Genomic DNA, 19,196 nt, shown 5'->3' with positions numbered 1-19,196 from the left:
CTACGTGGATTGACCTGCACCGGCTATTCTTCCAGCGGATTTACGGCCGATTTCACCCAGCGCGGAACTGTCCGCGGAGCCGCTCCGGCGTTGACCCGCCGTGAAAGAATGAGCGGTATGACTGCAATCGCAACAGCAAAAGCAACCATCCACACCAGCCTCGGCGACATCGTCGTCAACCTCTTCGGCAACCACGCGCCCAAGACGGTCAAGAACTTCGTTGGCCTCGCCACCGGCGAGCAGGCCTGGACGCACCCGGAGTCCGGCGAGGACAAGACCGGCACCCCGCTTTACGACGGCACCATCTTCCACCGCATCATCAAGGACTTCATGATCCAGGCCGGGGATCCCCTCGGCCGTGGCGTCGGCGGACCGGGCTACAAGTTCGATGACGAAATCCACCCCGAACTCAGCTTTAACGCCCCGTACAAACTGGCCATGGCCAACGCCGGCATCCAGGGCGGCAAGGGCACCAACGGTTCGCAGTTCTTCATCACCACCATCCCCACCGACTGGCTCCAGGGCAAGCACACCATTTTCGGTGAAGTTGCTGACGACGCCTCCAAAAAGGTTGTTGACGCGATCGAAGGCGTCCGCACCGGAATGGGCGACCGCCCGGTTGAGGACGTCACCATCAACAGCATCGACGTCGAGCAGCTCTAACCCACCGCATGAGCTACGGAATTCCGGCGGCTGAGCCGTCCGCCCAGGTTCCCGTGTGCCCCCGGCACCCGGACCGGCCCTCCTACGTGCGCTGCCAGCGGTGCGGGCGCCCGGCGTGCCCGGACTGCCAGCGGGCGGCCGCCGTCGGATTCCAGTGCGTTGACTGTGTCAACGAAACACGGCGTACGACGCCGGAGGTCAGGACTGTCTACGGCGGTGCCGTTGCGTCCGGCAAACCCATGGTGACGTTCGGCCTCATCGCGGCATGTGCGCTGCTCTTCGTGCTGCAATGGATCATTCCCGCCGATGCTGTGTTCAGGAACTTCGCGTTCGCCTCGGTCTACGCTGCTCCGGAGTTCGGCGCTTTCGAGCCGTGGCGTCTCCTGACGTCTGCGTTCCTCCATTCACAGGGCTTTATCCTCCACATTGCGCTGAACATGTACATGCTGTGGATGTTCGGCCAGGCGTTGGAGCCCCTCCTCGGCAGACTCCGTTTCCTGGCCGTGTACCTCGTTTCCGCCGTTGGCGGTTCGGTTGGTTACCTCGTCCTGACTCCGCTCCTCCCGCCCGGCGGACCCGTAGGCGTGGTGGGTGCATCCGGCGCCATCTTCGGGCTCTTCGGCGCCATGCTGGTTGTACAAAGGCACCGTGGCGGGGATACCCGTCAGCTCTGGATCCTCATTGCCATCAACGGCGTCATCGGATTCCTGGTTCCCCAGATCGCCTGGCAGGCCCACCTCGGCGGCCTGATCACTGGAGCCCTCTGCGCTGCCGTGATTGCGTACACACCCCGGGGGAAGCGGCAAGGCCTGCTGCAGGTGGCAGGTTTGGTGGCAGTACTCGCGCTCCTGATCGTGGTGAGCTGGGTCCGGATCGCTGCCGGCTGACGCCCTGGCTGGGCCAGCCTTTACTCATTCCCTTCGACCCCGATGTCCTACAGGACATCGGGGTCTTTTGTGCTGCCGCCGGACGTTTCCGGTTATCCACAGGGGTTATCCACAATGTTGGTAACTTACACCTATGTAGTTCACGTGGTCGCTTTTCCTCAGCCCGCGCCGCCCGGCCCTTTCGGAGGTTCTACCTGATTCCGCCGTCCACAATTGTGGAAAACTGCTTTGCTCCGGCTGTGGGTAAGTGGAAAACTTGCCTTCTTCATCGGCGTCTGTGGAAAACCCCGGCGATCCGGGCCAATCTGGTCCACTGAGCAGCCAGGTGAAGGCCTGTTTCAACAGGGTTATTCACAGTGTTAGTAACTTACAGCCGTGTAGTTAGCCTTGGGTGTTTGGCTGGCCATGGCTCGCGAGAGCCTACGCCGATTTGACCTGTGGAACGTTGTCCACACCTGTGGATAAGTTGTGGGTACTCGAGTTGTTAGTAAGTGGAAAACCTCTCCATATGGGAGGGTGAACCTACAGAACCCGACACAGAGATCTTTGGCCAGAGATCTTTGGCCAAGGAGGACCGCCATGAGCGCCAGCACCACTGAGCATATTTTCCTCGATAAGCAGCATCCGGCAGTGTGGAGGGCCCTGAACGGGTTGGGGCTCAAGGCCCGGGATGCCGCTGACGAGGCCGGGATCGACCCCAAGACTGTTGAATTGCTCAACGTCCGGACCTCCCAGCTGAACGGGTGCGCGTACTGCCTGGACATGCACGTGCGGGATGCGTTGGAGGGCGGAGAGAGTTCCCAGCGGCTCGCCGTCCTGCCGGCGTGGCGGGAGACCTCACTGTTTACGGCCAAGGAGCGGGCCGCCCTCACGCTCGCGGAAGCCCTTACGGAACTTCCGGAGCACCGGACCATGGAGCACGAAGAAGGCTACGCACGGGAACACCTCAGCGCTGACGAGTTTTCTGCCGTGAGCTGGCTGGTTATCACCATGAATGCCTTCAACAGGGTGTCCGTCATCAGCCACCATCCGGTCAGGCAGGATCGGTAAAGAGCGCGTATATGGGGCGCCCTGATTCGTGCAAACGTCAGTATGTCGCCTATGCCGATGGGCGCACTTCCTCAGGACAGGCGGGTTATCCACAGCTAATTCACACTGTTAATAACCCCCACGGGCAATGCCCGGATCGGGATCCGGGACGGCGACGCCGCCATCAGGAACCATTCCGCGGTCTTTCCCGAAGTTATGCACATTGTGGATAACTTTCCCAACAGTTGGGGAAAAGTAGGTGTCCCTGCTGCAGCTGCCCTATGCCTGGACCTGCTTTAGGGCAGGGCCTGCTTTAGGGCTGGCCTGCTTTAACCTTGGGCCGGCCAGATGCCCGACGAGCCACGGCGATGGCTGTGTACCAGATGGGTATCCACCATGCCTATAGCCTCCATCAAGGCGAACATGGTGGTGGGGCCCACGAACGAGAACCCCTGCTTCCGGAGGGCTTTGGACAGCGCCACGGATTCCGGGGACTGGGTGGGGATGTCGGCGTGGATGGACGGCTCCGGGGTGGCCAGGGGCTTGAACTGCCAGACAAAGCCCACGAGGCCGCCCTGTTCCCTCAGGGCAATGGTGGCCTGGGCATTGGTGATCGCCGCACGGATCTTCAGCCGGTTGCGGACGATGCCCGGATTCTGGAGCAGCCGCTCGATGTCAGCCTCCGTATAAGCGGCAACATCATCGGGCTGGAAATTGTGGAAAGCCTCGCGGAAGGCCGGGCGTTTACGCAGGATGGTGGCCCACGAGAGGCCTGCCTGGAATCCCTCCAGGCTGATGCGCTCGTACAGTCCCTGCTCATCCCGGACAGGGAGGCCCCACTCGGTGTCGTAGTACTCGCGCAGGAGCGGATCGTTGGCCGCCCACGGCGGGCGGCCCAGGCCGTCGTCGCCCGTTACCGTTCCGATCGAAAGGGTCGCGCCCGCTGTTGGCCCGTCCGCTTTTATCCCGTCCACGGGGTGGGTGTCATTCCCGTCCGGCGGCCAGGGTCAGGAGCGCCAGCGGGTGGTCATGAGGAACCCGATGATGGCAATGCCGAAGCCGGCCACGATGTTCCACGATTCCCACGCCTGGACCGGGAACCGGCCTTCGCTGATGTAGAACGTGATGATCCACAGCAGCCCAATGATCATGAGCCCGAACATCACAGGCTTGAACCAGACAGCGTTGGGCTTGTACGCCTGCGCGCCGGACGCGGTCTGCGTTGCGGTGGAAGACTTCTTGCGTGGCTTTGACTCGGGCACGTGCTCTCCTTGGCGGACTGAGCAAGCTCGGCCGCGCGGGCTTGATATCCTGCAAGAAGGAAGTTGCCAGCGGTCAGCGCGATCTTGGTCAAATCTGGATTCTTACTAGCAGTCAATTCTAGCCGTAGTTCAGGGCACCCCAACGCCCATCGCGACCGCCCCGACAGGAGAACGCGTGGTATTGCAGGAGAAGGCGAGGCCCACCGCGGTGGCGCCCACCAGCGCCGACGTTCTGCGCGGCACCGTCCAGGTTGTGGGCGAGCTGCTTATCACCGGCGGCATCATCCTCCTGCTGTTCGTGGCCTGGCAGCTCTGGTGGACCAACGTGGAGTCCGACGCCAAGCAGAGCGCCGTCATCAAGGAGTTCGCTCAGGAGCTCGGCGGGGCGGCACCGGGCCCCGCGGAAGCTCCCGGCGGAGTGTCGTCCGTACCCGCGGATTACGGAACGCCGGCCGTAGCAGCAGCCCCGGGCCACGCCGGCACCATCGGGATCATGTACATCCCACGGTTCGGCAACAGCTACACCCGGCCCATCGTGCAGGGAACCACCGGGGATGTGCTGGATACGCTGGGGCTGGGCCACTACAGCAATACCGCCATGCCGGGAGCGGTGGGTAACTTTGCTGTAGCCGGTCACCGGCAGACCCACGGCGCCGTGCTGGACAATATCCACACCTTGGTTCCGGGCGATAAAATCTACGTCCAGACAAAGGACGGCTACTATACCTACGTTTTCCGCAACAACCAGATAGTCATGCCGTCCCGCACCGACGTCCTGGAGCCGGTCCCCACCCGCCCGGGCGCGGCCCCCACCGAAAGCTTCCTCACCATGACCAGCTGCAATCCGCGTTACGGCGCGGAGGAACGCATTATCGCCTACGCCCTGCTGGAGGGCTGGCGTCCAGCGTCGGCCGGACCGCCGTCGGAAATCGCCGCACAGGTGGCGGCAGCGGTAGGGGGAGGCTGAGTATGTACGGCTGGATTTTTCGCCACCTTCCCGGTCCCCTCTGGATGAGGATCTTCACCTGTTTAGTCCTCGTGGCGGGTGCGCTGGTCCTGATGGTCCAGTTCCTGTTCCCCTGGATGTCCGGTTTCACCCAATTCACCGACTCAACGATTGGTTCCGTAAGTCAGCCATGACCACAACTAAGATCCTGGTCGTAGATAACTACGACAGCTTTGTTTACACCCTGGTGGGCTACCTCCAGGAGCTCGGCGCGGAAACCACGGTTGTCCGCAACGACGACGTGACCCTGGCTGAGGCCATCGAAATGGCCGAGAGCCGGGACGGCGTCCTGATCTCACCAGGCCCGGGCAACCCGGCGGAAGCGGGGGTGTGCATCGACCTGATCAAGTGGTGCGGCGAGAACAACAAGCCCATGTTCGGCGTTTGCCTGGGGCACCAGGCTTTGGCCGAAGCCTACGGCGGTAAGGTGACGCATGCGCCGGAGCTGATGCACGGCAAGACGTCCCTCGTGGAGCACAACGGCACCAGCGTCTTCGCCGGGCTCCCCTCCCCCATCACGGCCACGCGGTACCACTCGCTGGCGGCCGTCCGGGAGACCATCCCCGAGGTCCTGGAGATCACTGCCGAAACGTCCTCCGGTGTGGTGATGGGCCTGCAGCACCGGACCGCGCCGCTGACGGGGGTCCAGTTCCACCCGGAGTCGGTCCTGACCGAGGGCGGCTACCAGATGCTCGGCAACTGGCTCGAGTCACTGGGTATGACCGGTGTGGCAGCCCGCGCCGCCAAGCTCAGCCCGCTGATCCAGCACTAAACACCCGGCGGCGAACTGCAACGCGGGGTCATTCCTCGCCCTCCCCGGAAGGGAATATTGGGCGAGGATTGACCCCGCGTTGGTTTAAGTCAGCGGGACCTGGTGGAGGTCGGGGTGGGGGTAGGAGTGGGCGTGGGGGTGGGTGTTTCCACCGGTGGCGGTGGCGGTGGCGCTTTGGCAACCACAATGGTGATGGTCTTGCCCTGATCGACTGCGGAGTTCACGCCGTCGCTTTGATCCGTGACCCGGCCAACCTCAACCTCCGAGTTCTCCGCTTCCTGGACGTTGGGCACAAGTCCCAGCTCCTTCAGGGCCGCCTCCGCCTCGGCACGGGTGCGGCCGCGCAGTTCGGGCATGGCCACCTTGCCGGTGGAAATGACGATCTCCACGGTGCTTCCCACAGGGACCTGCTGACCGGGTGCGGGGCTGGTGGTGATGACCCTGCCCCCGGGGACCGTGGCACTGTTTGCTGTGGTGGTTGAGGCGGCACCGAGCAGCCCGTTCTGGCGCAGGATGTCACGTGCCGCAGCCTCCGTCTGGCCCGGCAGGTTCTCCGGGATCTTCACAGCGGCGGGGCCGTCAGAGATGTTCAGGATCACCTCAGCGCTGGGATCGAGAGATGTCCCGGCCACGGGGTCGGTGCCGATGGCTATGCCTGCGGGGACGGTCTCGTGCTTGACGCGCTGGCTCTTCGGGCGGAGGTCGGCTCCATAGAGTTCCTGGAGCGCCGCAGACTCAGTGAGCGCGGCCACCACCGGGACGGGGACCTTCGCAGGCGGCGGGGCAGGACGGTTCACGATGTTGTACACCCACAGACCGCCTCCTCCCAGAACCAGAAGGGTGAAGATCACCAGGGTGGCGATCCATGTACGACGGCGGGACTTCTGACGCGCGGTGCGCTCACGTTCCGGGGCGAATCCCAGCGGCAGTCCGCCGCTGTCCGGGCCGGCCGAAGCTCCGGGGGCTAGAACGGGAAGTATCGGACCGTCTGTGCGGGTGTCATCAGAGCGCTGGCTGGCCGGGGCATCGTCCAGGAAGTTGGCGGCGGTCATGGCGAAGGCCTCTGTTGCCGGCGTGCGTTCCGGCGTCGGCACGTGGTCATGGGGATCCGTGGGTGCCTCGCTCGAGGCGAGGGCGGGGACAGCAACTCCTGCCCGTGCGGCGCGCAGTGCCCGCCGGAAGGCGGCCGCATCCTGGAACCGGTCTTCCCGGTTCTTCTGCAGGGCTTTAGCCAGGACACTGTCCATTGCCGGCGATACCTCGGGGTTCACGCTGCTGGCAGGTTCAGGAATCTCACGGACGTGCTGGTACGCCACGGAGACTGGGCTGTCGCCGATAAAAGGCGGCCGGGCGGTCAGCATTTCGTACAGCAGGCAGGCGGCGGAGTAGAGATCGCTCCGGGCATCCACAGTTTCGCCCCGGGCCTGTTCCGGCGAGAGGTACTGGGCCGTTCCCACCACAGCCTGGGTCTGGGTCATGGTGGCCGAGGAGTCAGCCATGGCCCGGGCGATCCCGAAGTCCATAACCTTGATGGAATCGGAGCCTTCGCAGTACATCACGTTGGCGGGCTTGATGTCCCGGTGGACGATGCCGGCTTTGTGGCTGTATTCCAGGGCAGCCAGGACGCCCAGGGTGTACTCGATGGCCTTGTCGATGCTGACTTCCTTGGCCCGGATCAGGTCCCTGAGCGTCTTTCCCTCAACAAACTCCATCACGATGTACGGCACCCGGATGTCCTCGGTACCGTCCGGGACCACGTGCTCGCCGGTGTCGTAGATAGCGACGATCGAGGAGTGGTTCAACGCTGCCACGGACTGCGCTTCGCGCTTGAAGCGGGCCTGGAACTGCGGATCCCGGGCCATGTCCGGACGCAGCAGTTTAATAGCCACGGTCCGGCCAAGCCGGGAATCAACTCCGCTGTGGACGTCCGCCATCCCCCCGCGGCCAATCAGGCCGCCGAGTTCGTAGCGTCCGCTCAGGACGCGCTGCTTATCCACCGGGAGGCTGTCCTCCCGGTGGAGCGGGGTGCGGGTTGAATCATTCATGGGAGTTCCTGGCGTTTACGGCGTGCAGGTAGGAGGCACTCCCGGCAGCTGGCCAGGATTGCAGGTGGACAGAGCCGAGCCCGTTGTTGTTGGCTGGGCGGCAGTGGGAACCGGCGAAGGGGTGGTCCGTGTAGGGGCGGGGGCAGGAGGCGCCTCAGCATAGGTGACGGTCACTTCTGACCCCTTCGGCACGGTGCCTGTGGGGTTGACCTGCAGTACCGTTCCGGGAGCGGCGGTGCTTTGCTGCGGGATGACGCGAACGGACAGGCCGGCTGTTTCCAGGATCCCCCGCACTTCTTCGTAGTTCTTCCCGAGCAGGCCTGCCGAGATGATGTCCACGGTGGTGGGCGTCGGTTCGGGAGTCGGTGTGGCGCTGGTTGGCGTCGGCGTGGGCGTGGCAGACTGCGAGGTCCTCGTAGGGCTGGCACTCGTAGACGGCGGGCTGCTGGACGCGGATGTGGTGGTCGCGTCCTTGGCCGGAAAGAGAATCCCCTGCTGCGTCAGGAAGTACCCCACCAGCGCGAACAGGACCAGCAGAATCAAGGCGATCAGCGGCCACGTCCAGGGGCTGCGGCCTCGACGATCGGGCTCATCTGCCGGCTCGTCGTCGTACGTTTCCTCCTCCTGGACCCAACTGCGCTCGGCGGCCAGGGCGTCCGCGCGCGAAAGCGTGCTGCCGGCGCCGGTGGGAGCACCAGTGGCGGCAGCGGCGCCTGCCGCTCCAGCTGCGGCACCTGCGGCTGCGGCTCCGAGGACAGGCAAGGCGGAGGTGGACGCCTCTGAGCTGTCCTTCTGGCTGATGACACCGGTGGGCGCCGTGGCAATGTCCACCGGTGCGGTGACGTCTTCAGTGCCACCCTCAAACAGCAACATTCCGGGGACGGCGGCCTGAGCGGCGTTGATATCGCCGTTACGGATGGCCTCCGCGGCTTCGGACAGCTTGATGGCGTTGGCCGGGCGGTTCTTGGGGTCCTTGGCCAGCATCGACATCAGGAGCGCCCGGACGGGTCTGGGCAGGGAGTCCGGCAGCGGCGGCGGGGCGTCGTTGACCTGGGCCAGGGCAATCGCGATCTGCGACTCACCGGAGAACGGCCGGTGGCCGCTCAGGCATTCGTAGCCGATGACACCCAGGGAATAGATGTCCGAGGATCCCGTGGCGGTCTGGCCGGTGGCCTGCTCCGGGGCGAGGTACTGGGCCGTGCCCATCACCTGGCCCGTCTGCGTGAGCGGAACCTGGTCCGCGAGCCGCGCGATGCCGAAGTCGGTCACCTTGACGCGGCCGTCGGGGGTAATGAGGAGGTTGCCGGGCTTGACGTCACGGTGCACCAGGCCCTGCGCGTGCGCCACAGCAAGGGCCCGGGCGGTCTGGGCGATCATGGAGAGGGTGCGGTCCGGCGACAGAACCTGCTCGTGTTCGATGATGCTGCTCAGCGGCTGGCCGGGGACCAGCTCCATGACCAGGTAGGCGGAACCCTCTTCCTCGCCGTAGTCAAAGACATTGGCGATGCCAACGTGGTTCAACAGTGCTGTGTGGCGTGCTTCGGCACGGAAGCGCTGGAGGAAGCCGGGGTCCCCGGTGTACTCCTCCTTCAGCACCTTGATGGCCACGATCCGCCCGAGGACAAGGTCCTTGGCCTTCCAGACCTCGCCCATCCCGCCGATCGCGATCCGCGTGGTCAGCTGGAATCTGCCGCCGAGGGTGATTCCCGTTGATGGCCTCACTTATTCAACACCGCCTCAAAAATCTTCTTCGCGTTCGGACTGGTTAGCTGTGCGCCGGTGGTGATGTCTACGCCCTCCATGACGATAGTGACACCCACCTGCGGGTTGTTCGCCGGGGCAAACCCGGTAAACCAGGAGTTGTTCAGGCCGTTGCCCAGTTCAGCGGTTCCGGTTTTGCCGGCCACCTGAACGCCGGGAACGGCTGCGCCGCGGGCGATACCCTGCGACACCGCACTGGTCATCCATTCGGTGATCTGACTGGCGATCTGCGGGGTGGTGGATGTCCGGAGCACTTCCGGCTCGGGCTCTTCAATAACCCGCAGGTCCGGGGACCGCACCGTTTTGACCAGGCTGGGGCTCATCTGGATTCCGCCGTTGGCGATGGCCGCGGTCATGAGGGCCACCTGCAGCGGAGTGGCCCGCACATCCTTCTGGCCAATCGCCGACTGGGCCAGGCCGGGCCCGTCAAGGTCATCAGGGAAGCCGTTGCCCTTGGCGTACTGGAGCTTCAGCTGGTCGCCCAGGTCCTCGCCGAAACCAAACTTCGCCGCCTGCTCGGCGATAGCGTCCCGGCCGAGGTCAAGGGCGATACTGGCGAACGGGGTGTTGCAGGACTGCTGCAAAGCGAAGGCAAAGCTGGCCGTGTCCTGGGTGTAGCAGTTCCCGCCGGCGTAGTTGGGCAGCGTGTATTGGATTCCCGGGAACGGCATGTTGGCCGGGTTCGGCAGCTCGCTGTCCTTGTTGTACTTCCCGGAGCTGAGCGCTGCAGCCGTATCCACGAGTTTGAAGACCGAACCCGGGGCCAGCAGCTCTCCCGTGGGGCCGCTGACATTCTGGTTCAGGTTGATTCCCGGTACTTTGACCAGTTCGTTGATGTTGGTGCTCTCGGCGGTGGGATCCTGGGTGGCGACGAGGTTGGGATCGTACGACGGCTTGGAAACCATGGCCAGGATCGCGCCAGTCTTGGGGTTGGTAACCACAATCGACCCCCGTTGCCCGTCCGGAATGAGGTCATAGGCGAGCTTCTGGATCTCGGGATCGACGGTGAGTTCCACGGAGGCGCCCTTTGGCTGGTTTCCCAGGAAGAGTTGGCCCACCCGGTCCAGGAACTGCTGGTCTGAACTGCCGGCGAGCTGCTCACGCATTGCCTGCTCCAAGCCGGTGGCACCGTAATTCTGGGAGAAGTAGCCGGTGAGCCCCGCGTAGAGCTCCGGCTGCGGATACGTGCGTTGGAATTTGCACTGCTCGGATCCCTCTACGGATTCAGCCACAGGCGCGCCGCCCACAATGATGGCACCGCGATCGTTGCAGTAGTTCTGCAGGATGGCGCGTTTGTTCCAGGCATTTGCCTTGAGTTCATCGGCGCCGATCACCTGGACAAAGCTGAGGGCGCCGAAAATCAGAGCGAACATGGCGATCGCGGCTACCCAGGAGTTCCTGATTGCCTGGTTCACAGGGGTTTCACCGCCTCGGTTGGTGCGTCCATTGCTTTTGCTTCTGCGCCATCGCCGGCGGGCAAAGGCGTAGTGTCCACCGGTCCGCGGGCGGTGTGCGAAATCATCAGGAGCAGGCCCACAATGATCCAGTTGGCCAGCAGCGAGGAGCCGCCGGCGGCCAGGAACGGCGTTGTCAGGCCGGTCAGCGGAATGAGCCTGGTGACGCCGCCGATGACCACGAAGCACTGCAGGGCAACAGCGAAGGACAGCCCGCAGGCCAGCAGCTTGCCGAAGGCATCCCGGGTGCCAAGGGCGGCCCGGAAACCGCGGGTAAACAGCAGCAGGTACATCATGACAATCGCGAAGATGCCGATCAGGCCCAGTTCCTCGCCGAAGGAGGCGATGATCATGTCGCTGTTCGCAAAGGGGACCAGGTTGGGCCGGCCCTGTCCGAGACCTGTACCTACCAGCCCCCCGTTGGCCATGCCGAACAGGCCCTCCACAATCTGGCCGCTGCCACCGGGCGAACGCCCGTACACCTCTTCGGTGAAGGCATTCAGCCAGCCGTCGATCCGGAGGCCGACGTGCGAGAACACCCGGGAGGCGACGAAGGCGCCGCCGAGGATCAGCGCGACGCCGATCACCACCCAACTGATCCGGCTGGTGGCCACGTAAATCATGACGATGAACAGGCCGAAGAAGAGCACCGATGAGCCGAGGTCGCGCTGGAAGATCAGGACGCCGATGCTGACCAGCCAGGCCGTGATCATGGGCCCCATGTCCTTGAACCGGGGGAATTGCAGCGGACCGATTTTTCGGCCGGCCAGCAGGATGAGATCGCGGTTCGAGGAAAGATACCCGGCAAAGAATATAGCCAGTGTGATCTTGGCGATTTCGCCCGGCTGGAAGGTCATGGACCCAACCCGCACCCACACGCGGGCGCCAAGGATCTCACCCGCCGAGATACCAGGCACGAGCGGAAGGATCAGCAACAGCGCGCTCACGGCAAGCGATATGTACGTAAACCGGCGCAGGGCCCGGTGATCTTTGAGGAACCAGATGACCGCGATGGCCACGGCCATTGCTATGAGCGTCCAGCGGAGCTGGTTATTGCCGGTATCTTCACCAGGCGCATCAAGGCGGTGGATCATCGCCAGTCCAAGCCCATTGAGGGCAATCACCAGTGGAAGTATTACCGGATCGGCATATTTAGCACGGATCCGCAGGACCACGTGGAACACCAGCGCGGCAAGGGCCAGGAGGCTGGACTGGAACCAGAAGTCCGAGTCGAACGCCTTCTCCTGGTCAACGCCCACCATCATGTTGGCGCCGATGCCGACTGCCAGGGCAAGCACCAGCAGCACAAGTTCAACGTTGCGCCGGGGTTTGGGGATGGTGCTGAGCTGGCTCATTGGCCTCCCTCGCAGCTGACGGTGGGGCTGGGTGTCGGCGAGGGGGCCGCTGAGGCTCCGGACGCTTCCGGTGAGGGCGCAGGAGCGGTGGGGACGGCTGCCGGATCCGTTACGGGCGCGGTTGACGGGGCTGTGGTGTCGCCGGGAGTGGGCGAGGCGGTCAGGCACTCGTCCTCAGGCGCGATGGTTCCGGTGCCTTCAAGGTTCTTGACGATCCGCTGGGCATCGTAAAGATCGCGGGCGGGAACGGTCTGACGGACCCGCTGCTGGGAGAACTGGGGCAATGAATCCATCCGGATTTCCGTCACGGCTTCCAATTCTGAGAGCTGGAGCGGCCCGAGCCGCTGCGAGACTCCGTTGTAGATGGCAACCCGGGAATCAAACTCCCCGATGTAGTAGCGGGTCTGGGTCCACGCATAGCCAAGCCAGAGGCCGATTGTCAGCACCAGAAGTACGGACGCGGCGATGGACAGGGTGACCCACCGGCGGGGCTTGGGCCGTTCAAGGATTTCGTCGTCATCGGAGGCGGGCGTTTCGGCCTTGTGGGTAAGGACGGTGGCGGCCCGCCTGGCGACGGTGCGGCCGGCGATGGTGGGAATGGAGCCTGAGTCAGCTGCAGAAGCGGCGGCTCCCACCAGTTCGTGGGGCCGTGAGGCCAGTTCCAGGCGCAGGACCTCGGCTGAGAGGTGCTCGCCCAGGTGCGGGTCGGTCGAGGTCTGTCTGTCAGCGCCGGCAGGGTCCTTGCCGTCGGGGGCCTGACGTTCACCGGGTGCGGCTGCGTCAGGGTCCACCGGCTTTCCGAGCGCGCCCGGTGTCTCCCCGGCCGGCTTTGCGGCGGCGATGGGGGCGGCGGCGGCCGGCAGCGAGGGGACGACGTCGACGGCGGCGGTACTGACGTCGTCGCGCGTTTCCTCAACGATTTCCACCATGACCACGGTGACGTTGTCCGGGGCGCCGTTCTCGAGCGTAAGGTCAACCAGGGTTTCGACGCACTCGCGGAGGTCCTTCGTCTCACGGACGGTCCGCTCCACCACGTGGCCGGCGACATAATTCAGGCCATCGGAGCAGAGGAGCCAGCGTTCACCGGGCTTGACGTCCAGGGTGTCGAGATCCAGCTCCGGGCTGGCATCGACGTCGCCCAGGACGCGCATGAGGACGTTCTTGTGGGGATGTGTTTCGGCTTCTTCGGGCCTGAGCCGGCCTTCGTCGATGAGGCGCTGGACGAAGGTGTGGTCCACGCTGACCTGTTCAAACTCGCCGTCGCGGAGACGGTAGGCGCGGGAGTCTCCGATGTGCGCGAAGTGCAGCTTGCCCTCGGCGAGCAGCAGGGCGGTGACGGTGGTACCCATCCCTGCCAGCTTGGGGTTGATGTGTACTAGTTCAGACAGGAGCGAGTTGGCGGTCTGGATCTCGTCCGCCAGGATGGTGCCGGCGTCGCCCGCGTAGTCTCCCTTGTCCAGGTGCAGCATGTCCAGGACGGTGGCGGCCGATGCGACATCGCCGCCGGCGTGGCCGCCCATGCCGTCCGCGACCACAGCCAGGTAGCGGCCCACGTATGCGGAATCGTCGTTTTTGGCGCGGATGCGCCCCACATCGGAACGCGCTGCATAGCGCATGATGAGGGGCCGCTGGACGGGCCTGGACTCGCCGGCGGGAAGATCAGCGGCCATTGCTATGGCCTCAATTCGATGACCGTCTTGCCGATCCTCACGGGTACGCCAGGCTCAACGGGCAGTGCCCGGGTAAGTTGCTGATCGGCGAGGTAGGTGCCGTTCGTGGAGCCGAGGTCCTCGATGAACCAGCGGCTGCCCTGGGGAAAGAGCCGGGCGTGCCGGCCGGAGGCGTAATCGTCCTCAAGCACCAGGGTGGCTTCCTGGGCGCGGCCCAGGAGGATGGGGCTGGCTGCCAGCGGGATGGTGGTCCCCTTGAGGGGACCTTCTGTGACTACCAACTGATGGGCCTGCTGCTTCTGCGGCGGCGCGGGTGCCTCGGCGAGTTCAGGGTTTTTGCGGACCTGCCGCGCTGTTGGTGTGCCGGCGGCGGCCTTGCGGCCAACCATGAGGTCGCGGCGCATGGCCGAGACGATGCTGAAAATGAGGACCCAGAGCAGGATCAGGAAGCCGAACCGGAGCGCGGTGATGGTCAGTTCACTCATGGGCGGCCACCGGAGTTGGCGGGCAGAAGGCGAAAGATGATTTTTGTCCGTCCCATGGTGATGGTGGAACCGTCGGTCAATTCTGTGCTGCCGGCAACCTTGTGGCCGTTGACGTAGCTGCCGTTCGTGGAACCCAGATCCACGGCGCTGGTGACTCCGCTGGCGGTCCGAATCTCAAGATGCCGGCGCGAAACCCCGGTGTCATCAACGAGGATATCCGCCTCCGAGGAACGGCCCAGGACGATGGACGGCGCGTTGAGGGAATAGCGCTGGCCATCGATGTCCAGAACGGGCTGGAGCCGCACGGGCGGGCGGCTGGGAGCTGCCGGGAGGTTGGGCCGTGGTGCCGCGGTGCCTGGCCCGCCCTTGGCCTTTTCGGTGGAAGAGACAATCTCGAAGTCCCCGGCCCGCATGTCCTCGGCCCGGCGGAAGGAAATCCGCACGGATCCCTGGAGCGTATAACCCTGGCTCCGGACGTGGTTGATGACGACGTCGCAGAGTTCCTCGGCCAGCGGCGTACCCCAGTCCTGGGCCCGCCTGAAGTCCTCATCACTGAGCTGGACGTCGAAGACGTTCGGGGCCAGGGTGCGTCCGGCCGCGATGGTGAGGGCTTTGTTGTCTACTTCGCGGCGGAGGCGGCTGGCGATTTCCACAGGTTCAACCTGGGCGCGCGAGCCTGTGGAGAAGACACCGCGGACGGCTTTTTCGATGCCGCGCTCGACCTTGTCCAGCAATCCCATGGTCCTTCTCCTTTCCTCCCGGTTGCGGGGTAGTTTTCGCTCCGGAACAGAATCCGGATCAATGTTCAGAACGCAGTGGCCAGCCGGAGCGCGGCAGGCACTACTACATCAGATACTACTGGGCAGGCCTGTGAATGACCTTAATCCCCAACGGCCGGGCGCCGGGAAAAGTTCAATGTGCAGACCTCCGAAGCGCCGTTCCGCAGGGCACTGCGACGGCGCCGCTGCCCTCAATTGGTGTTTTGCCGCCGATGTCCGTTATGCTTGATCTCGCTGCTTTTACAAGGTTGCGGTTCCCGGAAAGGGGCCGTAAATCATGGAAAAGAAGTTGCGCGCGAGTGGCGGAACGGCAGACGCGCTGGCTTCAGGTGCCAGTGTCCGAAAGGGCGTGGGGGTTCAAATCCCCCCTCGCGCACGCAAACACAAAAAGAACCCCGGTCTTCTGACCGGGGTTCTTTTGCGTCCGGGAACTTGCCTGCTGCTGGGGCGGCCTGCTGCCGAGTCCGCGCAGGCCGCCCCCTACACTTGGAGGCCCTTAGCGGGCGGGCACAGGCTCCAGGGAATCCGAGACGGCCGAGGCGGCACCCTTGCCGGGCTCCGCCTCCTGCTCATGTGACTGCGTCTCTGAAAGCGAAGGCGGCGTGCTGCGGCGTTCCTTGAGGAAGTAGACCAGGCCGGCGGCCACGGTGGACGCAGCGGCCAAAGCGAACAGGCCCGGAACCACACTGCCCGTGGCCTCCTTGATCAGGCCGAAGCCGAACGGGGCCACAAAGCCGCCCAGGTTGCCCAGCGAGTTGATGGTGGCGATGGCCGGGGCCAGCACCAACGGGTGCAGGCCGGACTGCGGAATCGTCCAGAACAGTGGTGAAGCGCTCTTGAAGCCCATGGCGGCGATGGCCAGGAAGACGAGGGCGAGGACCGGGGTGGCCATGGCCGCGGCGAGGGTTCCGACGGCGGCGACCAGGAGTGCTGCCACCAGCAGCGGCTTCTTGGACTTTGCCTTGTCCTGCATCCTGGCGGCGAAATACATCGCGACGACGGCACATACCCACGGGATCGAGGACAGGAAGCCGACGCTCAGGTCAGTAGTGCCCGGAATCTGCTTGACGATGGTGGGCAGCCAGAAGGTGTTGGCGTAGATGGAGAGCTGTACCGAGAAGTAGATGCCGCAGAGCAGCAGGATCTGCGGGTTGAGCAGCATCTTCCAGCGGTTCACCTTCCCGCCGTCAGTGGTGGCGTGCTGCGCGTCCTCGTCAGCGATGGCCTTGGCCAGGGCGGTCTTTTCGCCGGCCGAGAGCCACTTGGCGTCCTGGATCTTGGCATCCAGCAGGAAAAACACCACGATGCCCACCACCACGGAGAGCAGCCCTTCAAAACCGAACAGCCACTGCCAGCCCCGGATCCCCAGGACATCGTGGAGGCTGAGGAGAAGGCCGGCGATGGGACCGGACAGTGCCGCGGCGATGGAGGAGCCGGCAATGAAGATGGCGGTCGCTTTGCCGCGCTGGCCGGCGGGAACCCAGCGGGCGAAGTAGAAGATCACTGCGGGGAAGAAGCCTGCCTCGGCCGCGCCCAGCAGGAACCGGAGCACGTAGAACATCATTTCGTTCTGCACAAAGGCCATCAGGAAAGACACGATGCCCCAGCTGACCATGATGCGGGCCAGCCATACCTTGGCGCCGTACTTCTCCATCATCACGTTGCTGGGAAGTTCGAAGATGGCGTAGGCGATGAAGAAGAGGCCTGCGCCAAAGCCGTAGGCCGCGGCGCCGATGCCGACGTCGGCCTCGAGGTGCTCGTGGGCGTAGCCGATATTGGAGCGGTTGAGCTGATTGCACACCAGCATGACCAGCATGATGGGCAGGACCCGCTTGAAAAACTTCTTCGTGGCCAGGGCCACATCCGTGACAGCGGTGTCTACAGACTGCATGGGGGGAATTCCTTAAACATGGCGGTTGGGCCAGCGGGCGCGCTTTGAGTGCCCTGGTCCGCACCACAGCGAGTGCAACCACTTTATTCAGGAACTTCGATGCCCGTCCAACACGTATATGGCATTAGGTGATGCCGCTACGGCATCATGTCGCGTCAGGGCCCAGTGGCTACTCCGCCGGCGGACGCACCGAAGCCTTGAACCGGCGTCGTGAGTTCGCCAGATGACTCCGCATGGCAGCGGCAGCGGCTGTTTCATCGCCATCGGCGATGGCGGCAGCGATGGAACGGTGCTCATGCACCACCTGATCGAAGTGGTCGCGGGCGTAATGCTCGACGCCGGTCATCAGCCGGGTGCGCGGCATGGCGATCATGGTCTGCCCCAGGGCCGCAAGGCAGTCCGAGTAGAACGGATTCCCCGACGCCGCGGCGATGGCACGGTGGAACTCAAAGTCGAACTTCATGGCATGGCCAGGGTGGTCCGAACTCGCCGTGAACTGCTCCAGGGCCGCATTGACTGCCCGGAGTTGACGGTCGGAGTGGTTGCGCGCGGCCAGCGCCGCGGCCTCCGCCTCCACGCCCATGCGGAATTCCAGCAGGTGGAGCCGGTCCTCGATGCTGGCCACGGGCCGGCTGCCCGGTACCGGCTGGGGGCCGTCGTCGGGCGGGGTCAGCGCGAAGCTGCCCCGCCCACGTTCGGTTTCCACCAGTCCCTCGGCCTGGAGCCGGGTCAGCGCCGAGCGCACCACGGTGCGGCTCACGCTGAATTCGCCCATCAGCGCGTTCTCGCTGGGCAGCTTGTCGCCGGGCTGGATAGCGCCGTCCACAATGCGGGTGCGCAGGTCAGCGGCGAGGTCCGCGGTCAGGTTCCGGCTCATGCGTTCAAGGTTACGCGCCGAACTCCACGGACTCGGTGGTCCAGGCGCGGGCCTGGTCACTGAGGGTCACGCCGAGGCCTGGGCGGTCCGGAACGATCATGCGGCCGTTCTTGGTTTCGAGGCGTTCGTTGAACAGCGGGTCCAGCCAGTCGAAGTGCTCCACCCAGGGCTCGCGCGGGTACGCGGCGGCCAGGTGAAGGTGGATCTCCATGGCGAAGTGCGGTGCCAGTCCCAGTCCGCGCTCGTCCGCGAGGGCAGCAAGGCGGAGGAACTGGGTGATGCCGCCGACGCGCGGTGCATCCGGCTGGATGATGTCGCAGCCGTTGGCATTGATGAGGCCCTTGTGCTCGGCGACTGATGCAAGCATTTCGCCGGTGGCGATGGGGGTGTCCAGGACGTTGGCCAGGTGGGCGTGGCCCTCGAAGTCGTAGGCGTCCAGCGGCTCCTCGATCCAGATGAGGTTGAATTCCTCTAGCTGGCGCCCCATGCGCAGGGCGGTGGCGCGGTCCCACTGCTGGTTGGCGTCCACCATCAGGGGGACGTCCCAGCCGATGTGTTCGCGGATTCCGGCGACGCGGCGCAGGTCCTCGGCGCTGTCCGGGAGGCCCACCTTGATCTTGATGCCGCCGATCCCTTCGTCCAGGAGGACTGTGGCGCGGGCTTTGACCTCGTCCAGGGAGGCGTTGAGGAAGCCGCCAGAGGTGTTGTACGTCTGGACGGAGTCACGGTAGGAGCCCAGGAACTTGGCAAGCGGGAGGCCGGCGCGCTTGGCCTTGAGGTCGTACAGGGCGATGTCGATGGCCGCCAGGGCCTGGGTGGCGACACCGGAGCGGCCAACGGAGGCGCCGGCCCACAGGAGCTTGGTGTAGAGCTTGCCGATGTCGTTGGGGTCCTCGCCGATGATGCCTTCGGCGACCTCCTTGGCGTGGGCGTACTGGGCGGGGCCGCCGGCGCGCTTGGAGTAGCTGAAGCCAATACCGCTGTGACCCTGTTCGGTGGTGATCTCGGCGAAGAGGAAGACCACCTCGGTCATGGGCTTCTGGCGCCCGGTGAACACCTTGGCGTCACTGATGGGGACGGCGAGGGGGAGCCTCGCGGTGGAAAGTTTAACGTGGCGGATGAGGTCTACGGTGCTCATGGGTGCTCCTCGAAAGCAGGCTGTCCGGGCTGCGTTGCCCTCCTACTTAGAGTACAAGTCTTAGACTTGTAATACAAGTAGCAGGAGGAAGGTGTGCCCCCTTCGCTATCTGCCTGGACCTG

General features: G+C 64.6%; 17 protein-coding genes and 1 tRNA gene. 6 read left to right on the top strand and 12 right to left on the bottom strand.

Annotated features, from left to right (window positions below):
* Window positions 1-117: 117 nt before the first annotated feature.
* The 3 genes from ACP7AX_RS12595 (at window position 118) to ACP7AX_RS12585 (ending at window position 2,600) form a co-directional block, all read left to right on the top strand.
* Window positions 118-663: a peptidylprolyl isomerase gene (locus ACP7AX_RS12595; protein WP_131683536.1), complete on the top strand. Its 546-nt coding sequence runs from the start codon at window positions 118-120 to the stop codon at window positions 661-663.
* An 8-nt stretch (window positions 664-671) separates the two neighbouring features.
* The gene (locus ACP7AX_RS12590; protein ID WP_131683537.1) at window positions 672-1,550 is read left to right on the top strand and encodes a rhomboid family intramembrane serine protease; all 879 of its coding nucleotides are present in this window, start codon (window positions 672-674) and stop codon (window positions 1,548-1,550) included.
* Between the two features lie 579 nt (window positions 1,551-2,129).
* Window positions 2,130-2,600 carry a carboxymuconolactone decarboxylase family protein gene (locus ACP7AX_RS12585; protein WP_426226737.1) on the top strand — a complete coding sequence of 157 codons (471 nt, stop codon included), beginning with the start codon at window positions 2,130-2,132 and terminating at the stop codon, window positions 2,598-2,600.
* Window positions 2,601-2,908: 308 nt separating this feature from the next.
* Here ACP7AX_RS12585 and ACP7AX_RS12580 read toward each other — a convergent pair whose 3' ends face one another.
* Together ACP7AX_RS12580 and ACP7AX_RS12575 are read right to left on the bottom strand one after the other, a co-directional pair.
* The gene (locus tag ACP7AX_RS12580; RefSeq protein WP_131683539.1) at window positions 2,909-3,553 is read right to left on the bottom strand and encodes a DNA-3-methyladenine glycosylase I; all 645 of its coding nucleotides are present in this window, start codon (window positions 3,551-3,553) and stop codon (window positions 2,909-2,911) included.
* Between the two features lie 33 nt (window positions 3,554-3,586).
* Window positions 3,587-3,841, bottom strand: coding sequence for a cell division protein CrgA (locus ACP7AX_RS12575; protein WP_131683540.1), 255 nt, complete (start codon window positions 3,839-3,841; stop codon window positions 3,587-3,589).
* 175 nt (window positions 3,842-4,016) lie between these two features.
* Between ACP7AX_RS12575 and ACP7AX_RS12570 the strand changes: the two genes are divergently transcribed.
* The gene (locus ACP7AX_RS12570; RefSeq protein WP_131683541.1) at window positions 4,017-4,808 is read left to right on the top strand and encodes a class E sortase; all 792 of its coding nucleotides are present in this window, start codon (window positions 4,017-4,019) and stop codon (window positions 4,806-4,808) included.
* Window positions 4,809-4,977: 169 nt separating this feature from the next.
* Window positions 4,978-5,619, top strand: a complete 642-nt coding sequence (locus ACP7AX_RS12565) for an aminodeoxychorismate/anthranilate synthase component II (protein ID WP_131683542.1) — start codon at window positions 4,978-4,980, stop codon at window positions 5,617-5,619.
* An 89-nt stretch (window positions 5,620-5,708) separates the two neighbouring features.
* Here the strand turns inward: ACP7AX_RS12565 and pknB are convergent, their stop codons facing one another.
* The 7 genes from pknB to ACP7AX_RS12530 are packed head-to-tail and all read right to left on the bottom strand — an operon-like array spanning window position 5,709 to window position 15,129.
* Window positions 5,709-7,664, bottom strand: a complete 1,956-nt coding sequence (pknB, locus tag ACP7AX_RS12560) for a Stk1 family PASTA domain-containing Ser/Thr kinase (RefSeq protein ID WP_131683543.1) — start codon at window positions 7,662-7,664, stop codon at window positions 5,709-5,711.
* Between the two features lie 15 nt (window positions 7,665-7,679).
* On the bottom strand, window positions 7,680-9,386 hold the full coding sequence (locus tag ACP7AX_RS12555; RefSeq protein ID WP_426226736.1) for a protein kinase domain-containing protein: 1,707 nt from the start codon (window positions 9,384-9,386) through the stop codon (window positions 7,680-7,682).
* Window positions 9,383-10,840 (bottom strand): peptidoglycan D,D-transpeptidase FtsI family protein, encoded by a 1,458-nt coding sequence (locus ACP7AX_RS12550; RefSeq protein WP_426226735.1) that lies wholly within the window; start codon window positions 10,838-10,840, stop codon window positions 9,383-9,385. The genes ACP7AX_RS12555 and ACP7AX_RS12550 overlap by 4 nt, the downstream gene beginning before the upstream one ends.
* Window positions 10,837-12,234: an FtsW/RodA/SpoVE family cell cycle protein gene (locus tag ACP7AX_RS12545; RefSeq protein ID WP_131683622.1), complete on the bottom strand. Its 1,398-nt coding sequence runs from the start codon at window positions 12,232-12,234 to the stop codon at window positions 10,837-10,839. Before ACP7AX_RS12545 ends, ACP7AX_RS12550 begins: the two co-directional genes overlap by 4 nt.
* Window positions 12,231-13,904 carry a PP2C family protein-serine/threonine phosphatase gene (locus ACP7AX_RS12540; RefSeq protein WP_426226734.1) on the bottom strand — a complete coding sequence of 558 codons (1,674 nt, stop codon included), beginning with the start codon at window positions 13,902-13,904 and terminating at the stop codon, window positions 12,231-12,233. Before ACP7AX_RS12540 ends, ACP7AX_RS12545 begins: the two co-directional genes overlap by 4 nt.
* Window positions 13,905-13,906: 2 nt before the next feature.
* A complete protein-coding gene (locus tag ACP7AX_RS12535; RefSeq protein WP_108599386.1) occupies window positions 13,907-14,389 on the bottom strand; it encodes an FHA domain-containing protein FhaB/FipA in 483 nt (160 codons plus the stop codon).
* A complete protein-coding gene (locus ACP7AX_RS12530; RefSeq protein ID WP_131683546.1) occupies window positions 14,386-15,129 on the bottom strand; it encodes an FhaA domain-containing protein in 744 nt (247 codons plus the stop codon). The genes ACP7AX_RS12535 and ACP7AX_RS12530 overlap by 4 nt, the downstream gene beginning before the upstream one ends.
* A gap of 332 nt (window positions 15,130-15,461) precedes the next feature.
* Between ACP7AX_RS12530 and ACP7AX_RS12525 the strand changes: the two genes are divergently transcribed.
* Window positions 15,462-15,544: transfer RNA gene (locus tag ACP7AX_RS12525), tRNA-Leu, on the top strand.
* Between the two features lie 120 nt (window positions 15,545-15,664).
* Here ACP7AX_RS12525 and ACP7AX_RS12520 read toward each other — a convergent pair.
* The 3 genes from ACP7AX_RS12520 to ACP7AX_RS12510 form a co-directional block, all read right to left on the bottom strand.
* Window positions 15,665-17,059, bottom strand: coding sequence for an MFS transporter (locus ACP7AX_RS12520; protein WP_426226733.1), 1,395 nt, complete (start codon window positions 17,057-17,059; stop codon window positions 15,665-15,667).
* A gap of 169 nt (window positions 17,060-17,228) precedes the next feature.
* Window positions 17,229-17,936 carry a FadR/GntR family transcriptional regulator gene (locus ACP7AX_RS12515; protein WP_426226732.1) on the bottom strand — a complete coding sequence of 236 codons (708 nt, stop codon included), beginning with the start codon at window positions 17,934-17,936 and terminating at the stop codon, window positions 17,229-17,231.
* A 10-nt stretch (window positions 17,937-17,946) separates the two neighbouring features.
* A complete protein-coding gene (locus ACP7AX_RS12510) occupies window positions 17,947-19,074 on the bottom strand; it encodes an L-talarate/galactarate dehydratase (protein ID WP_131683549.1) in 1,128 nt (375 codons plus the stop codon).
* Window positions 19,075-19,196 lie beyond the last annotated feature (122 nt).

The sequence above is a fragment of the Pseudarthrobacter sp. DSP2-3-2b1 genome (assembly GCF_049895945.1).
GTDB lineage: Bacteria > Actinomycetota > Actinomycetes > Actinomycetales > Micrococcaceae > Arthrobacter.
Note: the sequence above shows the minus strand (reverse complement) of the source record. Positions and strands in the feature narration are given on the sequence as shown.